The 22,519-nt window shown below is 68.8% G+C and carries 16 protein-coding genes and 2 pseudogenes; 13 read left to right on the plus strand and 5 right to left on the minus strand.

The genetic code is table 11. The annotated features are described in order from the left end of the window. The first annotated feature begins 47 nt into the window (after nucleotides 1–47). Nucleotides 48–755, plus strand: a complete 708-nt coding sequence (gene phnF / locus GBO37_RS11620; protein ID WP_252929102.1) for a phosphonate metabolism transcriptional regulator PhnF — start codon at nucleotides 48–50, stop codon at nucleotides 753–755. Here the strand turns inward: phnF and phnE (GBO37_RS11625) are convergent. The 4 genes from phnE (GBO37_RS11625) to phnC form a co-directional block, all read right to left on the minus strand. Then, nucleotides 752–2,065 (minus strand): phosphonate ABC transporter, permease protein PhnE, encoded by a 1,314-nt coding sequence (gene phnE / locus GBO37_RS11625; RefSeq protein WP_252929104.1) that lies wholly within the window; start codon nucleotides 2,063–2,065, stop codon nucleotides 752–754. The two genes, phnF and phnE (GBO37_RS11625), sit on opposite strands and share 4 nt — an antisense overlap. Then, a complete protein-coding gene (gene phnE / locus GBO37_RS11630) occupies nucleotides 2,062–2,907 on the minus strand; it encodes a phosphonate ABC transporter, permease protein PhnE (RefSeq protein ID WP_252929106.1) in 846 nt (281 codons plus the stop codon). Before phnE (GBO37_RS11630) ends, phnE (GBO37_RS11625) begins: the two co-directional genes overlap by 4 nt. A gap of 62 nt (nucleotides 2,908–2,969) precedes the next feature. After that, a complete protein-coding gene (phnD, locus tag GBO37_RS11635; protein ID WP_139598413.1) occupies nucleotides 2,970–3,869 on the minus strand; it encodes a phosphonate ABC transporter substrate-binding protein in 900 nt (299 codons plus the stop codon). A 19-nt stretch (nucleotides 3,870–3,888) separates the two neighbouring features. After that, nucleotides 3,889–4,707: a phosphonate ABC transporter ATP-binding protein gene (gene phnC, locus GBO37_RS11640; protein ID WP_252929108.1), complete on the minus strand. Its 819-nt coding sequence runs from the start codon at nucleotides 4,705–4,707 to the stop codon at nucleotides 3,889–3,891. A 200-nt stretch (nucleotides 4,708–4,907) separates the two neighbouring features. On the opposite strand from phnC, the gene GBO37_RS11645 reads away from it, so the two are divergent. From GBO37_RS11645 to GBO37_RS11690, 10 genes are all read left to right on the plus strand, one after another. Further along, nucleotides 4,908–6,842, plus strand: coding sequence for a TonB-dependent receptor domain-containing protein (locus tag GBO37_RS11645; protein ID WP_252929110.1), 1,935 nt, complete (start codon nucleotides 4,908–4,910; stop codon nucleotides 6,840–6,842). A gap of 156 nt (nucleotides 6,843–6,998) precedes the next feature. After that, on the plus strand, nucleotides 6,999–11,618 hold the full coding sequence (locus tag GBO37_RS11650) for a DUF3320 domain-containing protein (protein ID WP_252929112.1): 4,620 nt from the start codon (nucleotides 6,999–7,001) through the stop codon (nucleotides 11,616–11,618). 30 nt (nucleotides 11,619–11,648) lie between these two features. Further along, nucleotides 11,649–12,332: an HAD family phosphatase gene (locus GBO37_RS11655; protein ID WP_252929114.1), complete on the plus strand. Its 684-nt coding sequence runs from the start codon at nucleotides 11,649–11,651 to the stop codon at nucleotides 12,330–12,332. Continuing rightward, nucleotides 12,329–13,285 carry a sugar-binding transcriptional regulator gene (locus tag GBO37_RS11660; RefSeq protein ID WP_252929116.1) on the plus strand — a complete coding sequence of 319 codons (957 nt, stop codon included), beginning with the start codon at nucleotides 12,329–12,331 and terminating at the stop codon, nucleotides 13,283–13,285. Before GBO37_RS11655 ends, GBO37_RS11660 begins: the two co-directional genes overlap by 4 nt. A 132-nt stretch (nucleotides 13,286–13,417) precedes the next feature. Continuing rightward, nucleotides 13,418–14,743 (plus strand): sugar ABC transporter substrate-binding protein, encoded by a 1,326-nt coding sequence (locus tag GBO37_RS11665; RefSeq protein WP_194885836.1) that lies wholly within the window; start codon nucleotides 13,418–13,420, stop codon nucleotides 14,741–14,743. 68 nt (nucleotides 14,744–14,811) lie between these two features. Next, complete coding sequence (locus tag GBO37_RS11670) at nucleotides 14,812–15,681, plus strand: carbohydrate ABC transporter permease (protein WP_046001028.1); 870 nt, start codon at nucleotides 14,812–14,814, stop codon at nucleotides 15,679–15,681. A 10-nt stretch (nucleotides 15,682–15,691) separates the two neighbouring features. Beyond that, nucleotides 15,692–16,516: a carbohydrate ABC transporter permease gene (locus tag GBO37_RS11675; protein ID WP_252929118.1), complete on the plus strand. Its 825-nt coding sequence runs from the start codon at nucleotides 15,692–15,694 to the stop codon at nucleotides 16,514–16,516. A 10-nt stretch (nucleotides 16,517–16,526) separates the two neighbouring features. After that, nucleotides 16,527–17,531 (plus strand): ABC transporter ATP-binding protein, encoded by a 1,005-nt coding sequence (locus GBO37_RS11680; protein WP_045982118.1) that lies wholly within the window; start codon nucleotides 16,527–16,529, stop codon nucleotides 17,529–17,531. Continuing rightward, nucleotides 17,528–18,298, plus strand: coding sequence for an L-iditol 2-dehydrogenase (locus tag GBO37_RS11685; RefSeq protein WP_045982119.1), 771 nt, complete (start codon nucleotides 17,528–17,530; stop codon nucleotides 18,296–18,298). Before GBO37_RS11680 ends, GBO37_RS11685 begins: the two co-directional genes overlap by 4 nt. A gap of 81 nt (nucleotides 18,299–18,379) precedes the next feature. Further along, a complete protein-coding gene (locus GBO37_RS11690) occupies nucleotides 18,380–19,861 on the plus strand; it encodes a mannitol dehydrogenase family protein (protein ID WP_252929120.1) in 1,482 nt (493 codons plus the stop codon). Here the strand turns inward: GBO37_RS11690 and GBO37_RS11695 are convergent. Continuing rightward, nucleotides 19,834–20,328, minus strand: a pseudogene (locus GBO37_RS11695) (RuBisCO large subunit C-terminal-like domain-containing protein). The gene GBO37_RS11690 and the pseudogene GBO37_RS11695 overlap by 28 nt on opposite strands. Before the next feature lie 1,363 nt (nucleotides 20,329–21,691). On the opposite strand from GBO37_RS11695, the gene GBO37_RS11700 reads away from it, so the two are divergent. Both GBO37_RS11700 and GBO37_RS11705 read left to right on the plus strand, forming a co-directional pair. After that, a complete protein-coding gene (locus GBO37_RS11700) occupies nucleotides 21,692–22,069 on the plus strand; it encodes a hypothetical protein (protein WP_252929122.1) in 378 nt (125 codons plus the stop codon). Then, a pseudogene (locus GBO37_RS11705) lies at nucleotides 22,066–22,519 on the plus strand (hypothetical protein); the annotation flags it as partial. The gene GBO37_RS11700 and the pseudogene GBO37_RS11705, both read left to right, overlap by 4 nt.

Raw genomic sequence — 22,519 nt, forward strand, 5'->3', positions numbered from 1 at the left:
ATAGCGCGCCTGCGCCATGTTCTCAACCGGAACCGTGTGAATTTTTGATGACGGACAAGACCCCCCTGTGGCAGGCCATCGCCGACACCCTGCGGGCCGAGATCACCTCGGGCCACTATCCCCCCGGCGACCGCCTGCCGTCCGAGGCGGCGCTGTCCMCCCGTTTCGGGGTCAACCGCCACACGGTGCGCCACGCGCTGGCGCAGCTGGCCGACGCGGGGCTGGTCCATGCGCGGCGCGGGGCGGGGGTCTTCGTGACCGCGCGACCGACCGACTATGCCCTGGGCCGTCGGGTGCGGTTTTTGCAGAACCTGGCGGCGGCGGGGCGCACGGGGTCACACCGCTTCACCCGGCTGGAAACCCGCCCCTGCGACGCGGTCGAGGCGCAGATGCTGGACCTGTCCCCCGGCGATCCGGTCCACGTGGTCGAGGGGCTGTCGCTGGCCGACGGCCAGCCGCTGGCGCTGTTCCGGTCGGTGCTGCCGGGATGGCTGGCGGGGTTCTGCGACCAGGCCCGCGACCATCAGTCGATCACCGCGGCGCTGGCCGCCTGCGGGGTGGCCGACTATACGCGGGCCAGCACCCGCATCACGGCCAAGCTGGCCAATGCCACGCAGGCGGTGGCCCTGCGGATCCCGCAGGGCGCGCCGGTGCTGCGCTCGGTGGCGGTGAACCTGGATGACCGGGGCCGGCCCGTGGAATACGGGCGGACGTGGTTCGCGGGCGACCGGGTGTCGCTGGTGCTGGCGGATTAGGACCCGCGGATCAGGCGGCGCCGCAGCCAGCCCGACAGGCCGTCCATCGCGATGACCAGCACCACGATCAACAGGATGTAATAGGCGACCTTTTCCCAATCCTGCGTGGTCTGGATCGCCTGCGTCAGCATCAGTCCGATGCCACCCCCGGTGATCGCGCCGATGATCGTCGCGCTGCGGGTGTTGCTCTCCAGAAAGTACAGCATCTGCGACAGCAGGACCGGCATCACCTGGGGGATGACGCCGAAGCGGTAGCGCTGCAGCGCGCCCGCGCCGGTCGAGCGGATGCCCTCGATCGGCTTGGCGTCCACGTTCTCCAGCGCCTCGGAGAACAGCTTGCCGAAGCTGCCGGTGTCGGTCAGCAGGATCGCCAGCGCCCCGGTCAGCGGCCCCGGACCGAAGGCGCGCGACAGGATGATCGTGAAGATCAGCGCGTCCACGCCGCGCACGAAATCGAACACGCGCCGCACCGCAAAGCGCAGCATGCGCGACGGGGCAAAGTTCTGCGCCGCCAGGAACGCCAGCGGCAGCGCCACCAAGGCCGCGCCGAAGGTGCCCAGGAACGCCATCAGGATCGTCTCGAACAGGGCCCAGGCCACGGCGCCGTGCTGCCAGATGTCGTTCGTCCAGAATTCCGACAGGGCCAGCGACAGGTTGGACTGCGCCGGATCGATCCGGTCGCCCCACAGGACCGACGCAACGACCTGTCCCGCGGACATGCCTGCCAGCGGGCTGGACAGGTCGAAGAAGAACATCTCCCACCCCCAGAAATAGCGCAGGGTTTCCGTGCGGGCGCGGGTGGCGGTGACGCGGCCCTGATCGGTGGTGATGGTCACGCGGGCGGGGCTGGCGTTGATGAACGCGGGCACCTGCCCGTCGGGCGTGTCCAGCGTCACGCCGTCGTCCACGGTCAGCGTGACGGGGCCGTAATCGGGAATGTCATAGGTCGTGCGTGGCCCGTCATAGGTGACGACATGGCCCGCGCCCAGGTTGATCACCGTCCGCGACCCCTCTGCCGCGACCCAGTCCGGCAGGCGGTCGGGGGCAAAGGTGGCGCGGGCGCTGCCCTCGACGTTGACGGACAGGGCGTCGCGGCGGTTGTCGCGGGTCACGTGGATCTTGTGGCTGACCGTGTCGGCCATCAGCACGGCCGCGTTGTCCAGCCGCGCCCGCTGCGCCAGCCCCGCCAGATCGAAGCTGATCGCGGCATAGACCAGATAGGCCAGGATCAGCGCCGGCACCGCCAGCGCCATGCGCCGCCTGCGGTCCATGATACGGATGGTGCGGTCCTGCAGGGTCATCGTGGTCATGCGGGGGCCCCATGCGTCAGGCGGTTGCGGGCCAGGCCCGAGATCTGGTCGACGACCACGATGGTCATGAACAGCAGCAGGAAGATCGCCGCCGCCTGATCGAACTTGCCCTGACCGAACGTCATCGCGTTGCGCAGCTCGTATCCGATGCCGCCCGCGCCGACGAAGCCCAGGATGGCCGATGCGCGGATGTTCACCTCCAGCCGCAGCAGGCCATAGGACAGATAGTTCGGCGCGACCTGCGGGAACACGCCCAGCCAGATGCGCTGCGACCACGTGGCGCCGACGGATGCCAGACCCTCGACCGGTTTCAGGTCGACGTTCTCGTTCACTTCGGAGAACAGCTTGCCCATCGCGCCCGCGGTGTGGATCGCGATGGCGATGACGGCGGGGACCGGGCCGCCGCCCAGGATGAAGATCAGCACCAGCGCGATGACGATTTCCGGGATGGCGCGGCAGACGTCCGACGCCCGCCGCGCCGCCGGCACCAGGCGCGGCCACCGGGCCAACCCACGCGTGGCCGCCAGCGACAGGGCGGTGCCCGCGATGCAACCCAGAAGCGTGGCGACCAGCGCGATGTTCAGCGTTTCGACCAGGGCGGGCAGGGCGCGGATCATGTGGCCGGGCAGGTTGGCCGATTTCTGCACCGCCTCGGATACAAGGGCTGCGGGGAAATCGCCCACCTGGTGCAGCCCCTGCCAGAACCCGCCGGCGTTGCGGGCGTCGGCCACGCGGAACCCCGACACCATCATCGCCACGAAGATGACTACCAGCAACCCGCCATAGAGGCGTCGCCGCCGCGTCAGCGCCAGATAGTCGTGCTGGATTTCGGCCAGTGCCATGCTGCCTCCTGGATATGCGAAGGCCGGGCCCTGTGCGGGGCCCGGCCCGGACGGGGTGGCGATCAGTTCATCTCGGCGCGGCGGATGGCGATGATCGTCTCGTATTCCGCGTGGGTGACGGGGCTGAAGCCCGCGGTCTCTCCGGCGGCGACGCCATAGGCGCATTCGGGGTCCGATGCGTGCAGGCCTGCGACCAGGTCGATCATCGTCTGGCGCACGTCCTGGGGCAGATCCTTGCGGACGACCACCGGGCCTTCCGGGATGGGCGAGGATTTCCAGATCTCGACGATGTCGTTCATGTCGACGATGCCCGCATCGGCCGCCTTGCGCAGCGCGCCGGAGTTGTAGCCGTCCTCCCACGCGCCCTGGCCGTCGGCCCAGGTCACGCCGGCGTCGAAATCGCCGTTGACGACGCCGATGATCGACTGTTCATGACCGCCCGAAAACGCGATGCGGCTGAAATACTCTCCCTCGGTCATCGAATAGCCCGCCTCGGGCAGTTCCACGTTCGGGATCAGGAACCCCGAGGTCGAGTTCGGGTCGGCAAAGGCAAAGCTCTTGCCCTCCATGTCGTCCAGCGAGGTGATGCCGCTGTCGGCGCGCGCGAAGCCGATCGAGTGATAGGTATAACTGCCGTCCAGGTTGGTCTTGACCAGCACCGGCTCGACCGCCTCGGGGTCGGCGACGTACACGGCGGCATAGGCCGACGCGCCCAGCCACGCCATGTCCAGCGACCCGCCCAGCAGCCCCTGGATGACGCCGTTGTAATCGGCGGGGGTGAACAGGCGAACGGGGACGCCCAGGGCCTGTTCGGCATAGTCGCGCAGGCATTCGTTCGACGCCATGCGGTCCTGGGCGTTCTCTCCGCCCAAAAGGCCGATGCGGAATTCGGTGATCTCCTGCGCGTGCAGGGGGGTGGTCAGGGCGGCGGTGGCGGCCAGCAGGCTCAGCAGTCGGGTCATGGTGCTCTCCGGTTCGGGATCAGGCCAGCATGCGGGCGGCGTATTCGACATCCGCGCTGGTATCGGTGGGCATGGCGGTCGAGGTCGCGCTTTCGTTGAAATCCGCGTCGGCGCCATAGATGTCGCGGGCCACGCCCGTGGTCAGCTGCGACGCCAGCCCGTCGAACACCACGCGCCCGTCGCGCATGCCGATCACCCGGTCGCAATAGCGCCGCGCGGTGTCCAGCGTGTGCAGGTTGGCGATGACCATGCGGCCATCCTCGACGTTGATGCGGCGCAGGGTGTCCATCACGATCTGCGCGTTCATCGGGTCCAGGCTGGCGATGGGTTCGTCGGCCAAGATGATGCGGGGGTCCTGCATCAGCGCGCGGGCGATGGCCACGCGCTGCTGCTGGCCGCCGGACAGGGCCTCGGCGCGCTTGGGCGCCTGTTCGGCGATGCCGAGGCGGTCCAGGATCTCCAGCGCGCGGAGGATGTCGCCGCGCGGCCACAGGTTCAGCACCGTCTGCAACGTGCCGCGCCGGTTCAGGATGCCGTGCAGCACGTTCGACACCACGTCCATGCGCGGCACCAGGTTGAACTGCTGAAAGATCATCGCGCATTGGCTTTGCCACTGGCGGGCGGCGGCGCCGGTCAGGGCGGCGACGTCGCGCCCTTCGACCAGGATCCGGCCGCTGGTGGCGGGGGTCAGCCCGTTCATCATGCGCAGCAGCGTCGATTTTCCCGCGCCGGACCGGCCGATGATGCCGACGAAGGCCGGGCCGTCGATGCGGAAGGAAACATGGTCGACCGCCGCCTTGCGGCCGAAGATGCGGGTGGCGTCGCGAATGTCCAGCATGGGGCCTCTCGATGTCATGGGGGCCGTCTAGCGGCGGGGCATGACACCCATCCGACGATGCGGTGACGATCGGGTGACAGGGGTGGCGGGCCCGCGCGCGATCCGGGCTTAACAGGCGGCGGCTTTGCCCCTATGAGGGTGGCGTTGCCAGCCCGGCCCCGCGCCATCGCCAGCCATTGACCCGATGGATGGAGAACCCGATGACGCGACACCCCTTGGCCGCCCTGATGCTGGGCACCGCGCTTGCCCCCTTGCCCGCCCTGTCCCAGCCGATCCTGCTGGACGAGATCACCCTGACGGCCGAAGGCGAGGCCCCGGCCCGCATCGCCCCCAGCGCGGAACAGATCGAGGATGCCCGCACCGGCACCATCGAGGACGTGTTCCGCGCCGAACCCAGCGTGACCGTCAGCAGCGGCATCGCCATCGCGGAACGCGTCTTTGTCAACGGCATCGACGAACAGCAGCTGTCGGTCAGCGTCGACGGGGCCGCGCAGAACAACCGCATGTTCCACCATACCGGCACCAACATGATCGATCCGGGCCTGTTGAAGGCCGCGCGCGTCGATCCGGGCGTGGCGCCGGCGGACGCGGGCTTTGCCGCGTTGGGCGGAAGCATCGCGTATGAGACGAAATCGGCCATCGACATGCTGGAGGACGGGCGCGACCGCGGCGGGCGCGTCACCATCGGCTATGGCGACAACGGCGGCACGGCGACGGGGGCGGTGACGCTGTACGGGCGCCAGGGGCCGGTCGACGCGCTGATCTATGCCAAGCGGGCGACGGGCGACGCCTATCAGGACGGGAACGGCCGCACCGTGGCCCGCACCGGGGCCGACCTGAACAGCGAGGCGCTGAAGCTGGGTGCCGAGTTCGGCGACTGGCGGGCGGAGCTGGGTGCCATCCGGTTCCGGGACGACGCGCTGCGCCCCTATCGCGCGAACTTCACCGGCACGATCGGGGGCCGCCCGGTCCCCGAGACGCGCCGCTATGCGCTGGAACAGTCGACCCAGACGTTGACCCTGCGCCGCACGGTCGCGGACGGCCTGCTGGACCCCGAGATCCGCATCGCGCGCAGCCGCAACCAGCTGGACACCGTCGACCTGCCCACGCCCGACGCCCCCGTTCCCGATTTCAACAATGGCGATGCGGATACCGTCAGCGTCGTCCTCCAGAACCGCATGACCGTGCACGGGGTCGAACTGACCGCGGGCCTGGACAACTATCGCACGCGCGCGACCTATGACGGGGTGTTCCGCGGCACGGCCGCCGCGTTCCGCGAGGACCGAACCACGACCGGACTGTTCCTGCAGGCGCGGGGCACGGCGGGGGACATCGACTACAGCGCGGGGCTGCGCCATGACTTCAGCCGGTTCACCGGTGCTGGGGGGCAGCGCCTGGACACCGACGGGACCAGCGCGAACGCCGCGGCCACCTGGCACGCCACCGATGCGCTGCGCCTGAACGCGGGCTGGTCGACGGTGTTCGGCGGCACGCAGCTGGCCTCGGTCTATGAGCTGGACGCGCCCTATGTCGCGCCCAGGGCCTATGACGCGCTGGAGCCCACGCGGGCGCGCAACGTGGTGATGGGCGTCGAATGGCAGCCGGGTGCGACGACCCTGGGGGCCGAGCTGTTCCAGACCCGCATCGACGGGGTCCGCAAGGGGCTGGTGTCGCGCGATCTGGAAAGCCGGGGTTTCCGTCTGTCCGCCCGCCGCGACTGGCAGGGCGGCTTTGCCGCGCTGCGTTACAGCGACACAAAGGTCGAGCTGGACGGCCAGCCGGCCTCCAGCTTTGACCTGCGCGAACTGGGCACCGTGCCGGGCGGCATGCTGTCGCTGGAGGCGCGCCATGCCGTCATGGCCGGGCTGACCCTGGGCGGCGTCATCCAGCACGCGATCAAGGAGGACGGGCAGGGCGTGGATGTCGACGGCGACTGGCCCGGCTATACCGTCGTGGACGTCTTTGCCGAATACGAACCGGCCGCGTTCCGCAACGTGACCCTGCGCGCCGAGGTCAACAACCTGTTCGACCGCGCCTATGCCGACCGGGCGACCTATGGGGCGGATTTCAGCACAGTCGTGCAGCAGCTGGAACCCGGACGCAGCATCGCGCTGACGGCCGATCTGCGATTCTGACGGCCCCCCGCGGTCCGGGAAACCGGGCCGCACCCCTCGAAATGTCCCGAGGAAGTGGCGTTTTCCGTCTGGAATCCCTCGTCTTTCGTTCAGGTTGCGGTTATGTTCCCCTTCCGCCCCCCTGGGGTCGGACGCGCAACGAGAAGACCTGGACCGATGACCCAATCCCAGCCCGCCGCCCTGACCCGCACCCTGGATGCCGCCCGCCGCAAGCTGCTGGAGACGGGGACGCGCAACCGCCTGATCCATGTGAACCGCGACAATCAGCGCGCCAGCTGCGTGAACATCATCCACGAACGCAGTGACGAGGTCTGGCGCCTGCTGCGCATCCAGGGCAAACGCATGCGCTTTCGCGCCATGGGCAGCGACACGGCCACGCCCGAGGGCGTGCTGCTGCTGGCCGCGCCCGGTGCACAGACCCAGTCCGACAGCCAGCTGGAGACCCCCCTGGGCCCCGAGGCGCTGGCCCGCCGCCTGCTGCGCCTGTCCCACGACGCCCGCACCGCGGAGGAGGAGCAGGGCCTGAACGTGCTGTACCTGGCGATGGGGTTCCTGCGCTGGCGCGAGGCGCCCGGATCGCAGGTCCTGCGCGAGGCGCCGCTGATCCTGCTGCCGGTGCAGCTGGTGCGCAACGACCGCAGCTCGACCTTCGACCTGATGGCGCGCGAGGACGACCTGACCGCCAACCTGCCGTTGCAGGAGCGTTTGCGCCAGGATTTCGGCATCCAGCTGCCCGAGATCGAGGAGGACGACAACTGGACGCCCGGCGACTATCTGAGCCTGGTCCAGGACGCCGTGTCCGGGCAGCAGGACTGGCAGGTGGACCGCGACGGGATGCAGCTGGGGTTCTTTTCCTTCGCGAAGCTGCTGATGCACCGCGACCTGGACCCCGCCAACTGGCCCGAGGGGGCGTTCGACGGCAACCCGCTGCTGGACGGGCTGCTGGCGCAGGGGTTCGCGGGCGACGCGCCGCTGTTCGGCGATCGCGACCGGCTGGACGACCGTCTGGACCCGGCGCGCATCATCCAGGTGATCGACGCCGACGCATCCCAGACCAAGGTCATTGAGGAGGTTCGCGCGGGCGCCAGCCTGGTCGTGCAGGGCCCGCCGGGCACGGGCAAGTCGCAGACCATCACGAACATCATCGCCGCCGCCGCCCATGACGGCAAGACGGTGTTGTTCGTGGCCGAGAAGATGGCGGCCCTGTCGGTCGTCCACGACCGCCTTGCCCGCGCGGGCCTGCGCGACATCTGCCTTGAGCTGCATTCGCGCAGCGCCAACAAGAAGGCCCTGGCGCAGGAGCTGGGCCGGACCCTGATGGCCGGGGCGCATCCGTTGCCCGCCACGGCGGACCCCGCGCGCCTGCGCCAGACGCGCGACATGCTGAACGCGGTCACGGGCCTGCTGCACGACCCGTTGCCGCCCTGGGACGAGGCGCCCTATGCGGCGCTGTCGCGGATCATCGGGTTCATCGGACAGGGCGCCCGCCCGCCGGCCATCCCGCTGGACGGCCTGGAGGCGCTGGACGCGGCCGCACGCGAACAGGCGGCGCAGGCCATCGCCCGGTTCGTGGCGGCGCGCGACCGGGCCGGTCCGCCCCAGGCCCATCCGTTCCGCGGCGCGCGGGCGCTGGACCTGCAGCCGACCGATCTGGCGCGGCTTGGCGACGACCTGCGCGCCGCGCTGGCGGCGCTGCAGGCGGTCGCGGCACAGGGCCAGCCGACGCTGGACCGGGCCGAGGCGCGGGTGCGGATGCTGCGTATGCTGGCGCGCGCCCCCCAGGGGGCGGCGGATCACGCCGCGACCCTGTTCGCGGCCGCCCGCGATCCCCGCCTGGTGCAGGCGCTGCAGGCGGGCGCCGAATGGGCGGCGGCCCAGGAACAGGTGTTGACCCGTTTCACCCCTGCCGCACCGGATCTTGACCCCGCGCCCCTGCGGGCCGGGCTGGCGCGCGGGGTGGGGTCATTCCTGGGCCGGCTGTTCGGCCCCTATCGCGGGGCGTCGGCACAGCTGCAGACGCTGCTGGTAGGCTCGATGCCGTCTGCGGCCGCCGATCGGCTGGCGCTGGCGGATGAGCTGGTGGCGCTGCGCCGCCTTCGCCGCATCTTAGCTGACGACGAAGCCTATCTGGCGGCGACCCTGGGGACCGACTGGCGGGGCGAGCGGACGCCCTTTGCGCGGCTGGCGGCGGTGGCGGGCTGGCTGGGAGAGTTGGACGGCTGCCTGCCGGACGGGGCGGCGGTGGTGCAGGCGCTGACCGACATTCCCGACCCCGCGGCGCAGGGCGATGCGCTTGCGGCGGCCGTGCAGGATGCGCGGGCGGCGCTGGGGCGGGTTCGTGACAGGCTGGACCTGGACGCGGAGGCCGCGGGCCTTGCGGGCGATGCGTCGATCGCGGATTGGCAGGCGGCGCTGTCAGGCATGGCCGACGCGCCCGCCCGCTATGCCGAATGGGCCGATCTGGCGCGCGACGCGCAGGTGGCCGGCCGCCACGGCGCAGCCGCGGTGGTCGAGGCCGTGCGTGCCGGGCATCTGGCCCCGCAGGACGCTGCGACCGAGTTCGCCTATGCCTGCGCCGAGGCGCGCTGGAACGCCGCCCGCCAGGCGCGTCCCGCGCTGAACGATCTGCCGATGCTGGATCGCCACGACCTGGTCGGCCTGTTCCGCCAGTTGGAGGCCGAGCGGATCGAGGCCACCAAGACGCTGATCCTGTCGCGACATTTCGACCAGCTGCCCCGCGGCACGCAGGGAGAGATGGGCCTGATTCGCGGAGAGATCGCCCGCCGCCGCGCGCACAAGCCGGTGCGCTGGCTGATGCGCAACGCGGGCGCGATGGTCCAGCGCATCAAGCCGGTGATGTTGATGAGCCCGATCTCGGTCGCCCAGTTCCTGCCGCCCGATGCGGTCAGCTTTGATCTGCTGGTCATCGACGAGGCGTCGCAGATCCGCCCCGAGGACGCCTTGGGCGTCATCGCGCGCGCGCGCCAGATCGTCGTGGTGGGCGACCAGAAGCAGCTGCCGCCGACATCGTTCTTCGACCGCCTGGTCGACGATGCCGAAGACCAGGACGAACCCGAGGACGGCCCCCAGGGCGCGAACGTGGCCGACATGGAGAGCATCCTGTCGCTGTGCGAGGCGCGCGGGCTGCGGTCGCGGATGCTGGAATGGCATTACCGGTCACGCGACCCGTCGCTGATCCGGGTGTCGAACGCGGAATTCTATGACGACCGGCTGGTTTTGCCGCCGTCGCCCCTGCAGCTGGACCCCGATTACGGGCTGAAGTTCCGTCGCGTGTCCGGCGCCTATGCCGCGCGCGGCAGCGGGCGGGGGCGCGCGGGCACGAACCGGATCGAGGCCGAGGCCGTCGTCGCTGCCATGGCCGATCACGCCCGCAACTGGCCGGGCCTGTCCCTGGGCGTGGTCGCCTTCTCCAAGGCGCAGGCCGACATGCTGACCGAGGTGGCGGACGCCGCCCGCCGCCGCGACCCGGCGCTGGACGCGCTGCTGCGCGAGGGCGGGGCCGAGGACGTGTTCGTCAAGAACATCGAGAACGTGCAGGGCGACGAACGTGACGTGATCCTGATCTCGGTCGGCTACGGCCCATCCGAACCCGACGGGCCGCTGACGCGGATGCAGTTCGGCCCCGTGAACGGCGAGGGCGGAGAGCGTCGTCTGAACGTGCTGTTTTCCCGCGCGCGCATCCGCTGCGAGGTGTTCGCGTCCTTTGACCCGGGCCAGATCGATCCGTCGCGGACCACCCGCGAGGGGCCGCGCGTCCTGAAGCGGTTCCTGGATTTCGCGCAGTCGGGCATCATCGAGGAACGCCGCCCCACCGGTCTGGCCCCCGACAGCCCGTTCGAGGAGGATGTCGCGCGCGTGATCCGCGATCTGGGCTATCTGGCCGATCCGCAGGTCGGCAGCGCGGGGTTCCGCATCGATCTGGGCGTGCGCCATCCCGACCGTCCGGGCCAGTACCTGGCGGCGGTCGAATGCGACGGCGCCGCCTATCACGGTGCGCTGTGGGCGCGCGAACGCGACCGTCTGCGCCAGGACATCCTGGAGAATCTGGGCTGGCGGTTCCACCGCATCTGGAGCACCGACTGGTTCCACCGCCGCGAGGCCGAGATCGCGCGGCTGCGCGACGCCCTGTCGCAGGCCCGCGATGCGGCGCAGGACGGCATCCGCCCGCACGGCGCGAACCATGGGGCAGGGCCCGTCGTCCAAGACGACCCCGAACCGGTCCTGGAGCTGGCGCCGCCCTCGCTGTCGGCGCCGCCCTATCGCCGCGCGGACCTGCAGGCCCCGCCGGAGGGAGAGCCCCATGACCAGCCCGACGCCGTACTGGCCGACCTGGCAGCGGCCGTCATCCGCACGGAGGGGCCGGTCCATGCCGACGAGGTGGCGCGGCGCATCGCCGCGGCCTTCGGCAAGGCGCGCACCGGCAGCCGGATCGGCGAGGCCGTGGCCCGGGCCACCGCACTGGCCCTGCGCCGCGATGCCGACCTGATGCGGCAGGGCGATTTCCTGATGACCCGGGCGCAGGCCGACAGCCCCCCCGTCCGCGACCGCAGCGCCGAGACGGGCAGCCTGCTGAAGGCCGCCTGCCTGCCCCCGCAGGAGATCGCCGCCGCCGCGCGGATGATCCGGACCGAGAACGGCGGCATGACGCCCGACCAGCTGACCCGCGCCGTGGCGCGCCTTCTGGGCTTTCAGCGCGTGGGGCCGGACCTGTCCGAGGCGATATCGGGGGTGCTGCTGGGCATGGCCGCGGCCTGAGGCCTATTCCCCGCCGGGCGGAATGCGATTATGGCTGCCGCACAAGGCAAGGGAGCCGGACCGATGCGCGTGGACCTGATCATCTTCGACTGCGACGGCGTCATCGCCGACAGCGAGGTGCTGTCCGCGCAGGTGCTGATCGACCAGCTGGCGCGTCTGGACATCGTCGTGACGCCCGACGACGTGCGCCGCGATTTCCTGGGGCGCAGCTTTCCCACGGTCGCGGCGTCGATCCGCGACCGCTTTGCCCTGACCCTGCCCGCCGGTTTCGAGGCGACCTATCGGGCCCGCCTGCTGGCGCGGTTCGACACCGACCTGCGCACGACGCCGGGCTTTGGCGATGCGCTGGCGCAGATCCGGCTGCCGGTCTGCGTCGCGACCTCGTCCAGCCCGCCGCGGGTGGCGCGGACGCTGGCGGTGCTGGACCTGGCGCAGCGGTTCGGCGCGGACGTCTTCACGGCCAGCCAGGTGGCGCGCGGCAAGCCCGCGCCCGACCTGTTCCTGTTCGCGGCCGAACGGATGGGCGTCGATCCCGCCCATGCCCTGGTGATCGAGGACAGCCAGCCCGGCCTGCAGGCGGCCCGCGCGGCGGGAATGCGGGTCCTGCAGTACCGCGGCGGCGCCCATCTGGCGGGACAGCCCGCAACGGACGAGGGCTTTGACTGCTGGTCGCAGTTCCCCGACCTGCTGGCGCGCATCCAGGTGCCCGCATGAGCCAGAACCACTTCACCCCCGAAACGACCCGCCTGGACGATGCCGCCCGCGCCGGCTGGCTGTACTACGTCGCCGGAAACACCCAGGACGAGATCGCGCGCAAGCTGGGCGTCAGCCGCCAGACCGCGCAGCGTTTGGTTGCGATGGCGCTGGCCGAGCGGCTGGTCAAGGTCCGCCTGGATCACCCGATCGGACGCTGCATGGATCTGGCGCGCGCGCTGCAGGACCGGTTCGGCCTGCTGACCGCCGAGGTCGCGCCCTCGGACCCCGAGGCGCCGGACCTGTTGGCGGGCATCGCCATCGCCGCCGCCGCGCATCTGGAACGCGTGCTGAAATCGCCCGAACGGCGGATCGTCAGCCTGGGCACCGGGCGCAACCTGCGCGCCACGGTGGAACAGCTGCCCCGCATGACCTGTCCCCAGCATGTCGTCGTGTCCCGCCTCGGCAACATGATGGAGGACGGGTCGGCCACCCCCTACAACGCCACCATCCGGCTGGCCGAGCGCATCGGCGCGCCGCACTTTCCCTATCCGCTGCCGGTGCTGGCGCGCGACGCGGCGGAACTGGCGGCGAYGCAGGGACAGCAGGCCGCCCGCAACACCATCGACCTGTGCGCCCGCGCCGACCTGTCGCTGGTGGGCATCGGACAGATGGACATGACCGCGCCGCTGCATGTCGACGGTTTCCTGAGCGAGGCCGAAATGGCGCAGCTGGCCCGCGCCGGTGCCGTGGGCGAGATCACCAGCTGGGTCTATGACGCCCGGGGCCAGGTGATCGATTGCGACTTCAACCGCCGCGTGGCGTCGGCACCGCTGCCCTGCGGAAGCGACCGTCCGGTGATCGCCGTCGCCTCGGGTCAGGCCAAGCTGCCGGCCATCCGCGCGGCGATGGTGGGGGGGCTGATCAACGGCCTGATCACCTCGGAGGCGACGGCGGAACGCCTGCTGGCCTGAAGAACTGCACTGTCGTCAAGCCTTTACACCCTCGCTGCACTGCGGCGGGGAATCTGCGTTGACAGATTCGCAAGACGGGGCGAGTATATGCCCATCGGAAGGGCAAATGCCCAACCGCCAAGGGAGGACTACATGACCACGACATTCCGCGCCCTTCTGGGCGCTACGGCCCTGTGCGCCGTCGGCAGCATGGCCGCCGCGCAGGACAACGTGACCCTGACGATCGCGACCGTGAACAACGGCGACATGATTCGCATGCAGCAGATGACCGCGCCTTTCACCGAGGCGAACCCGAACATCCAGCTGGAATGGGTCACGCTGGAGGAGAACATCCTGCGCGAGCGCGTCACCACCGACATCGCCACCAGCGGCGGGCAGTACGACGTGCTGACCATCGGCACCTACGAGGTTCCGATCTGGGCGGCGCAGGACTGGCTGACGCCCCTGGACGACCTTCCCGAAAGCTACAACGTGGACGACCTTGTCCCCGCCGTGCGCGCCGCCCTGTCGGTGAACGACACGCTGTACGCCGCGCCGTTCTATGCCGAATCGGCGATGGTGATGTACCGCACCGACCTGGCCGAGGCCGCGGGCGTGACCATTCCCGACAACCCGACCTGGACCGACATCACCGCCGCCGCCAAGGCGATGACGGACAAGGATAACGAGGTCTATGGCATCTGCCTGCGCGGCAAGCCGGGCTGGGGCGAGAACATGGCCTTCCTGACCGCCATGGCCAACAGCTATGGTGCGCGCTGGTTCGACATGGAATGGGCGCCCCAGTTCGACAGCCCCGAATGGCAGGCGACGCTGACCGACTATCTGACGCTGATGAACGAATACGGTCCTCCGGGCGCGTCGTCGAACGGCTTCAACGAGAACCTGTCGCTGTTCCAGCAGGGCAAGTGCGGCATGTGGATCGACGCGACCGTCGCCGCAAGCTTCGTGACCGACCCCGAGGATTCGACCGTCGCGGACAGCGTGGGCTTTGCGCAGTTCCCCAACAAGGAAGGCGTCGACAACCACGGCAACTGGCTGTGGGCGTGGAACCTGGCCATCCCGGCCTCCAGCCAGAAGCAGGACGCGGCCAAGACCTTCGTGGCCTGGGCGACCAGCCAGGAATACACCAACATGGTGGCCGAAGCCGAGGGCTGGCGCGCCGCACCTCCGGGCACGCGCACGTCGCTGTACGAGAACCCCGACTATCAGGCCGAGGCTCCGTTCGCGGCGATGACGCTGGAATCGATCAACGCCGCCGACACGCAGAAATCGTCGGTCCAGGACATTCCCTATACCGGCGGCCAGTTCGTCGCGATCCCGGAATTCCAGGGCATCGGCACGGCGGTCGGACAGACCTTCTCGGCGGCGCTGGCAGGCCAGATGTCGGCCGAGGACGCCCTTGCGGCGGCACAGTCCAGCACCGCCCGTGAAATGGCGCGCGCGGGCTATCCCAAGTAAGCCGCGACCCGCGCCGCCCTCGACATGCGGGGCGGCGCACCCCCGCTTTCCCCAAAAGGACGCAAGCCATGGCCACCCGCCAGACCGCAAGTCTTGCGCGCCTGATGCGCGCACCTGCCATCATCCTGCTGCTGATCTGGATGATCGTCCCGCTGGGGATGACGCTGTACTACTCGTTCCTGAACTACAACCTGCTGAACCCGGCCTCCGTCAGCTGGGCAGGGTGGTTCAACTATCAGTATTTCTACACCGATCCCGCCTTCTTCGACGCGATCTGGAACACGCTGGCCCTGGTGCTGGGCGTGCTGGCGATCACCGTCATCGGCGGCATCGCGATCGCCCTGCTGATCGACAAGCCGATCTTCGGGCAGGGGATCGTGCGGATCCTGATCATCTCTCCGTTCTTCGTGATGCCGCCGGTGGCCGCGCTGATCTGGAAGAACATGATCATGCACCCGTCCTATGGGGTCTTTGCCGACATCGCGCGCGCCATCGGCGTGCAGCCGGTGGACTGGTTCGCGCAATATCCGCTGACCTCGATCATCATCATCGTGGCCTGGCAATGGCTGCCCTTCGCGACGCTGATCCTGCTGACCGCCCTGCAATCGCTGGACGGCGAACAGATGGAGGCAGCCGAGATGGACGGCGCGGGCGCCGTCAGCCGGTTCATCCACCTGACCCTGCCGCACATGGCACGCGCCATCACCGTCGTGGTGCTGATCCAGACCATCTTCCTTCTGGGCATCTATGCCGAGATCCTGGTGACCACCAATGGCGGTCCGGGCAATGCCAGCACCAACCTGACCTATCTGATCTATCGCGCGGCCCGTCTGAACTTCGACATCGGCGGTGCGGCCGCGGGCGGCATCATCGCGGTCATCCTGGCCAACATCGTCGCGTTCTTCCTGATGCGCGCCGTCGGCAAGAACCTGGATTGAGGAGCATCCCATGGCACGCGCAGTAAGCACCCGCACCAAGGTCGGCTATACCATTGCCGCCTGGATCGTGGCCTTGGTGATCTTCTTCCCGATCCTCTACACGATCATCACCAGCCTGAAGACGGAACAGGAGGCCATTTCGGGCTTCAACCTGATCCCGTCCTTCACCCTGTCCAGCTTCGAGGCAGTGCAGACCCAGAACAACTACTGGAAGCCCTTCACCAATTCGGTGATCCTGGCGGTGGGTTCGACCATTTTGGCGCTGATCGTCGCGATCCCGGCGGCCTGGGCGATGGCGTTCTCTCCCACCAAGCACACCAAGGACATCCTGATGTGGATGCTGTCCACAAAGATGATGCCCGCGGTCGCGGTGCTGGTGCCGATCTATCTGATCTTCCTGCGCACCGGGCTGATGGACACGCGGATCGGCCTGACGGTCATGCTGATGCTGATCAACCTGCCGATCGTGGTCTGGATGCTCTACACCTATTTCCGCGAGATCCCCGGAGAGATCCTGGAGGCCGCGCGCATGGACGGCGCCACGCTCAAGGACGAGATCCTGTACGTGCTGACGCCCATGGCGGTTCCCGGCATCGCGTCGACCATGCTGCTGAACGTCATCCTGGCCTGGAACGAGGCGTTCTGGACGATCCAGCTGACCACCACCAACGCCGCGCCCTTGTCGGCCTTCATCGCCAGCTTCTCCAGCCCGCAGGGGCTGTTCTGGGCGAAACTCTCGGCGGCCTCCGTCATGGCCATCGCGCCGATCCTGATCATGGGCTGGTTCAGCCAGAAACAACTTGTCCGCGGCCTGACCTTCGGCGCGGTGAAATAAGGGGACCATCATGGGACGCATTACCCTTGAAGCAGTGACCAAGCGGTTCGGAGACGTCGAGGTCATCCCGCCCCTGAACCTGGACATCAACGACGGAGAGTTCGTGGTCTTCGTCGGCCCCTCGGGCTGCGGGAAATCCACCCTTCTGCGCCTGATCGCGGGGCTGGAGGACACGTCGGGCGGGCGCATCCTGATCGACGGCAAGGATGCCACCGACACGCCCCCGGCCAAACGCGGCCTGGCGATGGTGTTCCAGTCCTATGCGCTGTACCCGCACATGTCGGTCAGAAAGAACATCGCCTTTCCGATGCGCATGGCGGGTGTGCCGCAGGACGAACAGGACCGCCGCATCACGGCGGCCGCCAAGGCGCTGAACCTGACCGATTACCTGGACCGCAAGCCGGGCCAGCTGTCGGGCGGCCAGCGCCAGCGCGTGGCCATCGGGCGGGCCATCGTGCGCGAACCGGCCGCGTTCCTGTTCGACGAGCCGCTGTCGAACCTGGACGCTGCCCTGCGCGTCGGCATGCGCCTCGAGATCAGCGAGCTGCACAACCGCCTGAAAACCACGATGATCTATGTCACCCATGACCAGGTCGAGGCGATGACCATGGCCGACAAGATCGTGGTCCTGCGCGCCGGCAACATCGAACAGGTCGGCAGCCCGATGGAGCTGTACCGCGCGCCCAGGAACCTGTTCGTCGCGGGCTTCATCGGCAGCCCCAAGATGAATCTGATCGACGGGGCGGCGGCCGCGGAATACGGTGCCCACACCATCGGCATCCGGCCCGAACACATCGCAGTGTCGCCCGATCACGGCAAGTGGCGCGGGCGCGTCGGCGTCAGCGAGCATCTGGGGTCGGACACGTTCTTCTATGTCGAGGACACGGGTCTGGCCGACACCATCACGGTGCGCGCGGGCGGCAACATCGACCTGCATCACGGCGACACCGTCTGGCTGACCCCGGACGACGCGCAGATGCACCGCTTTGACGCCACGGGGGCGCGGGTGGCATGATGCTGTCGGGAAAGACCGCCCTGATCACCGGGGCCGCGCGCGGCATCGGGCTGGCATTCGCCCGCGCCTATCTGGATCAGGGCGCGCGCGTCGCCATCTGCGACATCAACCTGGAGGCCGCCCGCGCGGCGGCTGCGGGTCTGGGCCAGGGCGCCATCGCCGTGGCGCTGGACGTGACCGATCAGGCCAGCATCGACGCCTGCGTGGCCTCCGTGGAACAGCAGTTCGGCGGCATCGACATCCTGATCAACAACGCGGCCCTGTTCACCGCCGCCCCCATCGCCGAGATCACCCGCCCCGATTACGACCGCATCATGGCGGTCAACGTGTCGGGCACGCTGTTCATGATGCAGGCCGTCGCGCGGTCCATGATCGCGCGCGGTAAGGGCGGGCGGATCATCAACATGGCGTCCCAGGCCGGCCGCCGGGGCGAGGCGCTGGTCGCGGTCTATTGCGCCAGCAAGGCCGCGGTGATCAGCCTGACGCAATCGGCGGGCCTGAACCTTATCGCCCACGGCATCAACGTGAATGCCATCGCGCCCGGCGTGGTTGACGGCGAACATTGGGACGGCGTGGACGCCTTCTTCGCAAAATACGAAGGCAAGGCCCCCGGCCAGAAAAAGGCCGAGGTGGGCGCCGCCGTCCCCTTCGGCCGCATGGGCACCGCGGCCGACCTGACCGGCATGGCGGTGTTCCTGGCATCCGACGGGGCCGACTACATCGTGGCCCAGACCTACAATGTCGACGGCGGCAACTGGCTCAGCTGACCGCCGCACCCCCTGCAATTCCCGGCCCCCCGCGCGCATCCTGCGCCGCGGCCACGGGGCGATTTGACGAAAGGTCCGATCATGGCCATCCAACTGACCCAATCCGCGCTGGCCGGGCTGCCCGACACCGTGGCACGCCCCGCCTATGACCGCAGCGCCCTGACGGCGGGCATCCTGCATGTCGGCGTCGGCAATTTCCACCGCGCGCACATGGCGTGGTACCTGGACCGGCTGTTCGCCCAGGGGCGCGACCACAGCTGGGCGCTGATCGGCGCGGGCGTCCGTCCGGGCGACGCCGCGATGCGCGACCGGCTGGCCGCCCAGGACTGGTTGACCACGCTGGTCGAGCTGGACCCCGCGGGCCTGTCCGCACAGGTGCTGGGCTCGATGATCGATTTCGTGGCCGTGGACCCCGCAGCCACCATCGCCGCGATGGCCGATCCGGCGATCCGCATCGTCTCGCTGACCATCACCGAGGGCGGTTATTACGTCGACGCCAAGACCGACGGCTTCGATGCGGGCCATCCGGACATGGTGCATGACGCGGGCGCGCCGGATGCGCCGCGCACCGTGTTCGGCATGATCCTGGCTGCGCTGCGGGCGCGGCGCGCGGCGGGGCATGCGCCCTTCACCGTCCTGTCCTGCGACAACCTGCCGGAAAACGGCCATGTCTGCGCGCGCACCCTGACGGGGCTGGCCCGCGCGCAGGACCCCGCGCTGGCCGATTGGGTTCAGGCCAACGTGGCCTTTCCGAACAGCATGGTCGATTGCATCACCCCCGCCACCAGCGACCGCGAGCGCGCCCTGGTCCGCGACCGCTTCGGCATCCAGGACGCCGCCCCCGTCGTCTGCGAGCCCTTCCGCCAATGGGTGCTGGAGGACAACTTCCCCCAAGGCCGCCCCGCGCTGGAGGTCGTGGGCGCGGAATTCGTCGCCGATGTCAGCCGCCACGAGCTGATGAAGCTGCGCATCCTGAACGGCGGTCATGCGGCCATCGCCTATGCCTCGGCGCTGCTGGGGCATCATTTCGTACATGACGCGATGGCGGACGGGGACATCGCCGCCTGGCTGCGCGCGCTGGAGACGCGCGAGATCATCCCGACCCTGCAGCCCATTCCGGGCGTCAGCTATGACGAATACCTGGCGCTGATCGTCAGCCGCTTCTCGAACCCGGAAATCGGCGACACCATTCCGCGCCTGTGCCTGGACGGGTCGAACCGCCAACCGAAATTCATCCTGCCGACGCTGCGCGACCGGCTGACGGCGGGCGCGCCCATCGGCGGGCTGGCCCTGGAGCTGGCGCTGTGGTGCCGCTATTGCGAAGGCACGACCGAGGCGGGCGCGCCGATCGCACCCAATGACGACGCCCATGCGACGCTGCGCGACCATGCGCTGGCGGCAAAGGACGATCCGCAGGCGTTCCTGTCCCAGCACGCGATCTTTGGCGATCTGGCGGGGTCCGCGCCCCTGGTTGCGGCCTTTGGCGATGCGCTGGCCGCGCTGCGCCGGGATGGGGTGCGGGCGACGCTGGCGGCCTATGTCGCGGGCATGCCCCACCGCTGAAAGCTGGCGGCCAGGTCAGGGCAATCGGCTGCGGCCTGGGCGGGCGTCAGGCCCGCGCCGGCCGCGGCCCAGGCATGGCGAATGGCGCGCACCCCCGCAGCCGGCCCGTTCGGATGGCCGTGGATCCCGCCGCCGCCCAGATACATCAGGTCCAGCGTGCCGCCCGTCCGCGCCCAGGTGTCGAACGCCTGACCGCCCCATTGCCCCGAACAGACCACCGGCAGCGCCCGGTCCGCCTCCGAGAAGATCGGCGTCGTGACGTCCGCAAAGGACCGCACGAAGCTGTCGTCACCCTCCTAGTATCTCGCGCCGATGCCGTTGATCTGGAACTGATCGACGCCCAGCAGGCGCCAGATCTTCTGCCAGGCGCGAAACTCGAAGCCCAGGCCCAAATGGCGCGTCAGCAGGTCCCACCCGTTGCGACGGGCGTGCAGGCACAGCGTCGACCGCTTTCGCAGGAAGGCCATCGCTGCCGGCCTGATCGGGTTGTGGTTGACCACTCGAAGACCGAACCATCACTAGGTAGGCGAAATCACCTATGTCTAGACATGCGAGGGGTGTGCTTATCTAGCGATGATAACTGGCGTTATTTCATGTTGCGTGGGAGGTTTGGTGATCAATAACCAAATGACGCAGTATCTGGCCATGCGGGGCCCCGTAAAACGTCCATTGCAGTTCGCAGGCCCCTGCAGAGGCTCCATTCGACACATCTACCGCGCCTCGCATTACGGCGTCCACGGTTACCCGAGGTTGCTGCGCAATCACCCGCTCAAAGTTTCGATGAGCGGCAAAGAAAAATGCTTCAACAACGCTGTCTTGATCAGCCTCTGCAAATCGCTGAAGGCTGTGCTTATCCAGCGTCGAACTGGCAAACCAAACTCGAAGCCGAGGTTGCCCTTTTCGCATACATTAGCGGGATCCATAATCTTTGCGGCAAACACGCGGTCAGCGGGCGGAACTCATTCGTGGTTTTCGGGTATAGCACCCCGAATATGAACGCTTGACCGAAGTATAGCCGGTGCAGGTCAAGATTTGGTTATGGTCGTCGCGCTTGGGTGGGCACCACCAAATCTGGTCCACGCGGTACACCCCATGCGCGCCGCGTGCAAAAAGATGCCCGCAGGCATGATAGCGCCGCATGGCGGTGCGGTGGTCAGCAACGTACGAACCGCGCCAGCCGTGCCACCGGGGGTGGTTCGTTGAACACGATGGACGGGACGCCCACGAAGATCAGCACCTCTATCATCACGGCCACGCCGGTGACGTCGATGCCCCGTCAGGCCAGTTGCAGATCAGTCATTAGACAGGTGGGTAAGAGGATTTGAGGAAACTGATATGCGTAAGGTTTTTTTATAGGAGGACGACGATCAGCGCCAGTATACGGAGCTTGCGGTAGTTTGGCACTGCAGATTGGGCGCCGCTATTACCCTAGACGGCCTCTCAATCAAGACTCAGGCCAAAGTTCTGCGCCCATGCCGCCTTGTAGGCATCGATAGTTGTTCTCGCGGGGTCGTGGCGGCGCTGGCCGGTGCGCGTGCATGACACGCAGGGGGGCGATCTGGTGCGGCTGCATCTGAACGGGTGCGCCCTGCGCGCGAACCTGACGCCCAATGCGCAGGCGGGGCTGGCGCCCTGAGGCTGGGATCAGGACGACGCCGGATTTGCAGGCGGGCCCGGGCCGTCCTAAACCATGGGCATGATGCAACCGACCGACCCCTCCGACCGAATCGTCCGGCGCAAGCTGTCCGACCAGGTGTTCGACTGCCTGCGCGACATGATCGCCAGCGGAGGGCTTCCGCCGGCGCGCCGCTGCCCTCGGAACGCGACCTGATGGAGCGTTTCGGCACTGGCCGCCCCGCCGTGCACGAGGCACTGCAGCACCTGCACACCATGGTCCTGATCACCATCAGCCATGGCGAGCGCAGCCGCGTGAACGCGCTGAGCGCGGACAGCGTCCTCAGCCGCGTGGATGATGTGGCGCGGATGCTGCTGTCGTCGGAGCCCGACCAGCTGGACCACCTGAAGCAGGCGCGGCGGATGTTCGAATGCGGGCTGGTGCGCATGGCCGCCCAGACCGCGACGGAGGCCGACGTGGCCGACCTGCGCGCCCTGATCGCGGCGCATAATCCGGACGGCGCGGTGGCGGCGATGCAGGCGCATCTGGACCGCTCGGTGGGTCTTTACGCGCATCAGAACGCCCAGGGGTGAGCGGGGCGCCCATCCTGCTGCTGGGTGCGGGCCATGCCAATCTGCTGGCGCTGCCGCCGCTGCGGGCCGCGCTGCCGGAGGCGGCCGTTCTGCTGGTCGACATGACCGAACAGGCGACCTATTCGGGCATGTATCCCGGCCTGATCGCGGGCCATTACCACGCCGACCAGCTGAGCGTCGGGCTGGTGGATTTCGCCGCGCGGCACGGGGCGGGTTTTCTGCGCGCGCGTATCACCGGGATCGACCCGGTCGCGCGCCAGGTCACGGCCGTGCAGCCTTGCGGCACGGCGCAGCGTCTGGATTATTCCCAGGCCGCGCTGGATGTGGGCAGCCACGGCGTCATGCCCGAAATCGCGGGGTTTCGTGACCACGCGCGCGCCGTCAAGCCGCTGCGCGCCGATCTGCCGTTGCCCGACCGGGGCCTGCCGTCGGTCGTGATCGGCGGCAGGC

The sequence above is a fragment of the Paracoccus sp. 08 genome (assembly GCF_024105395.1).
GTDB classification, from domain to species: domain Bacteria; phylum Pseudomonadota; class Alphaproteobacteria; order Rhodobacterales; family Rhodobacteraceae; genus Paracoccus; species Paracoccus marcusii.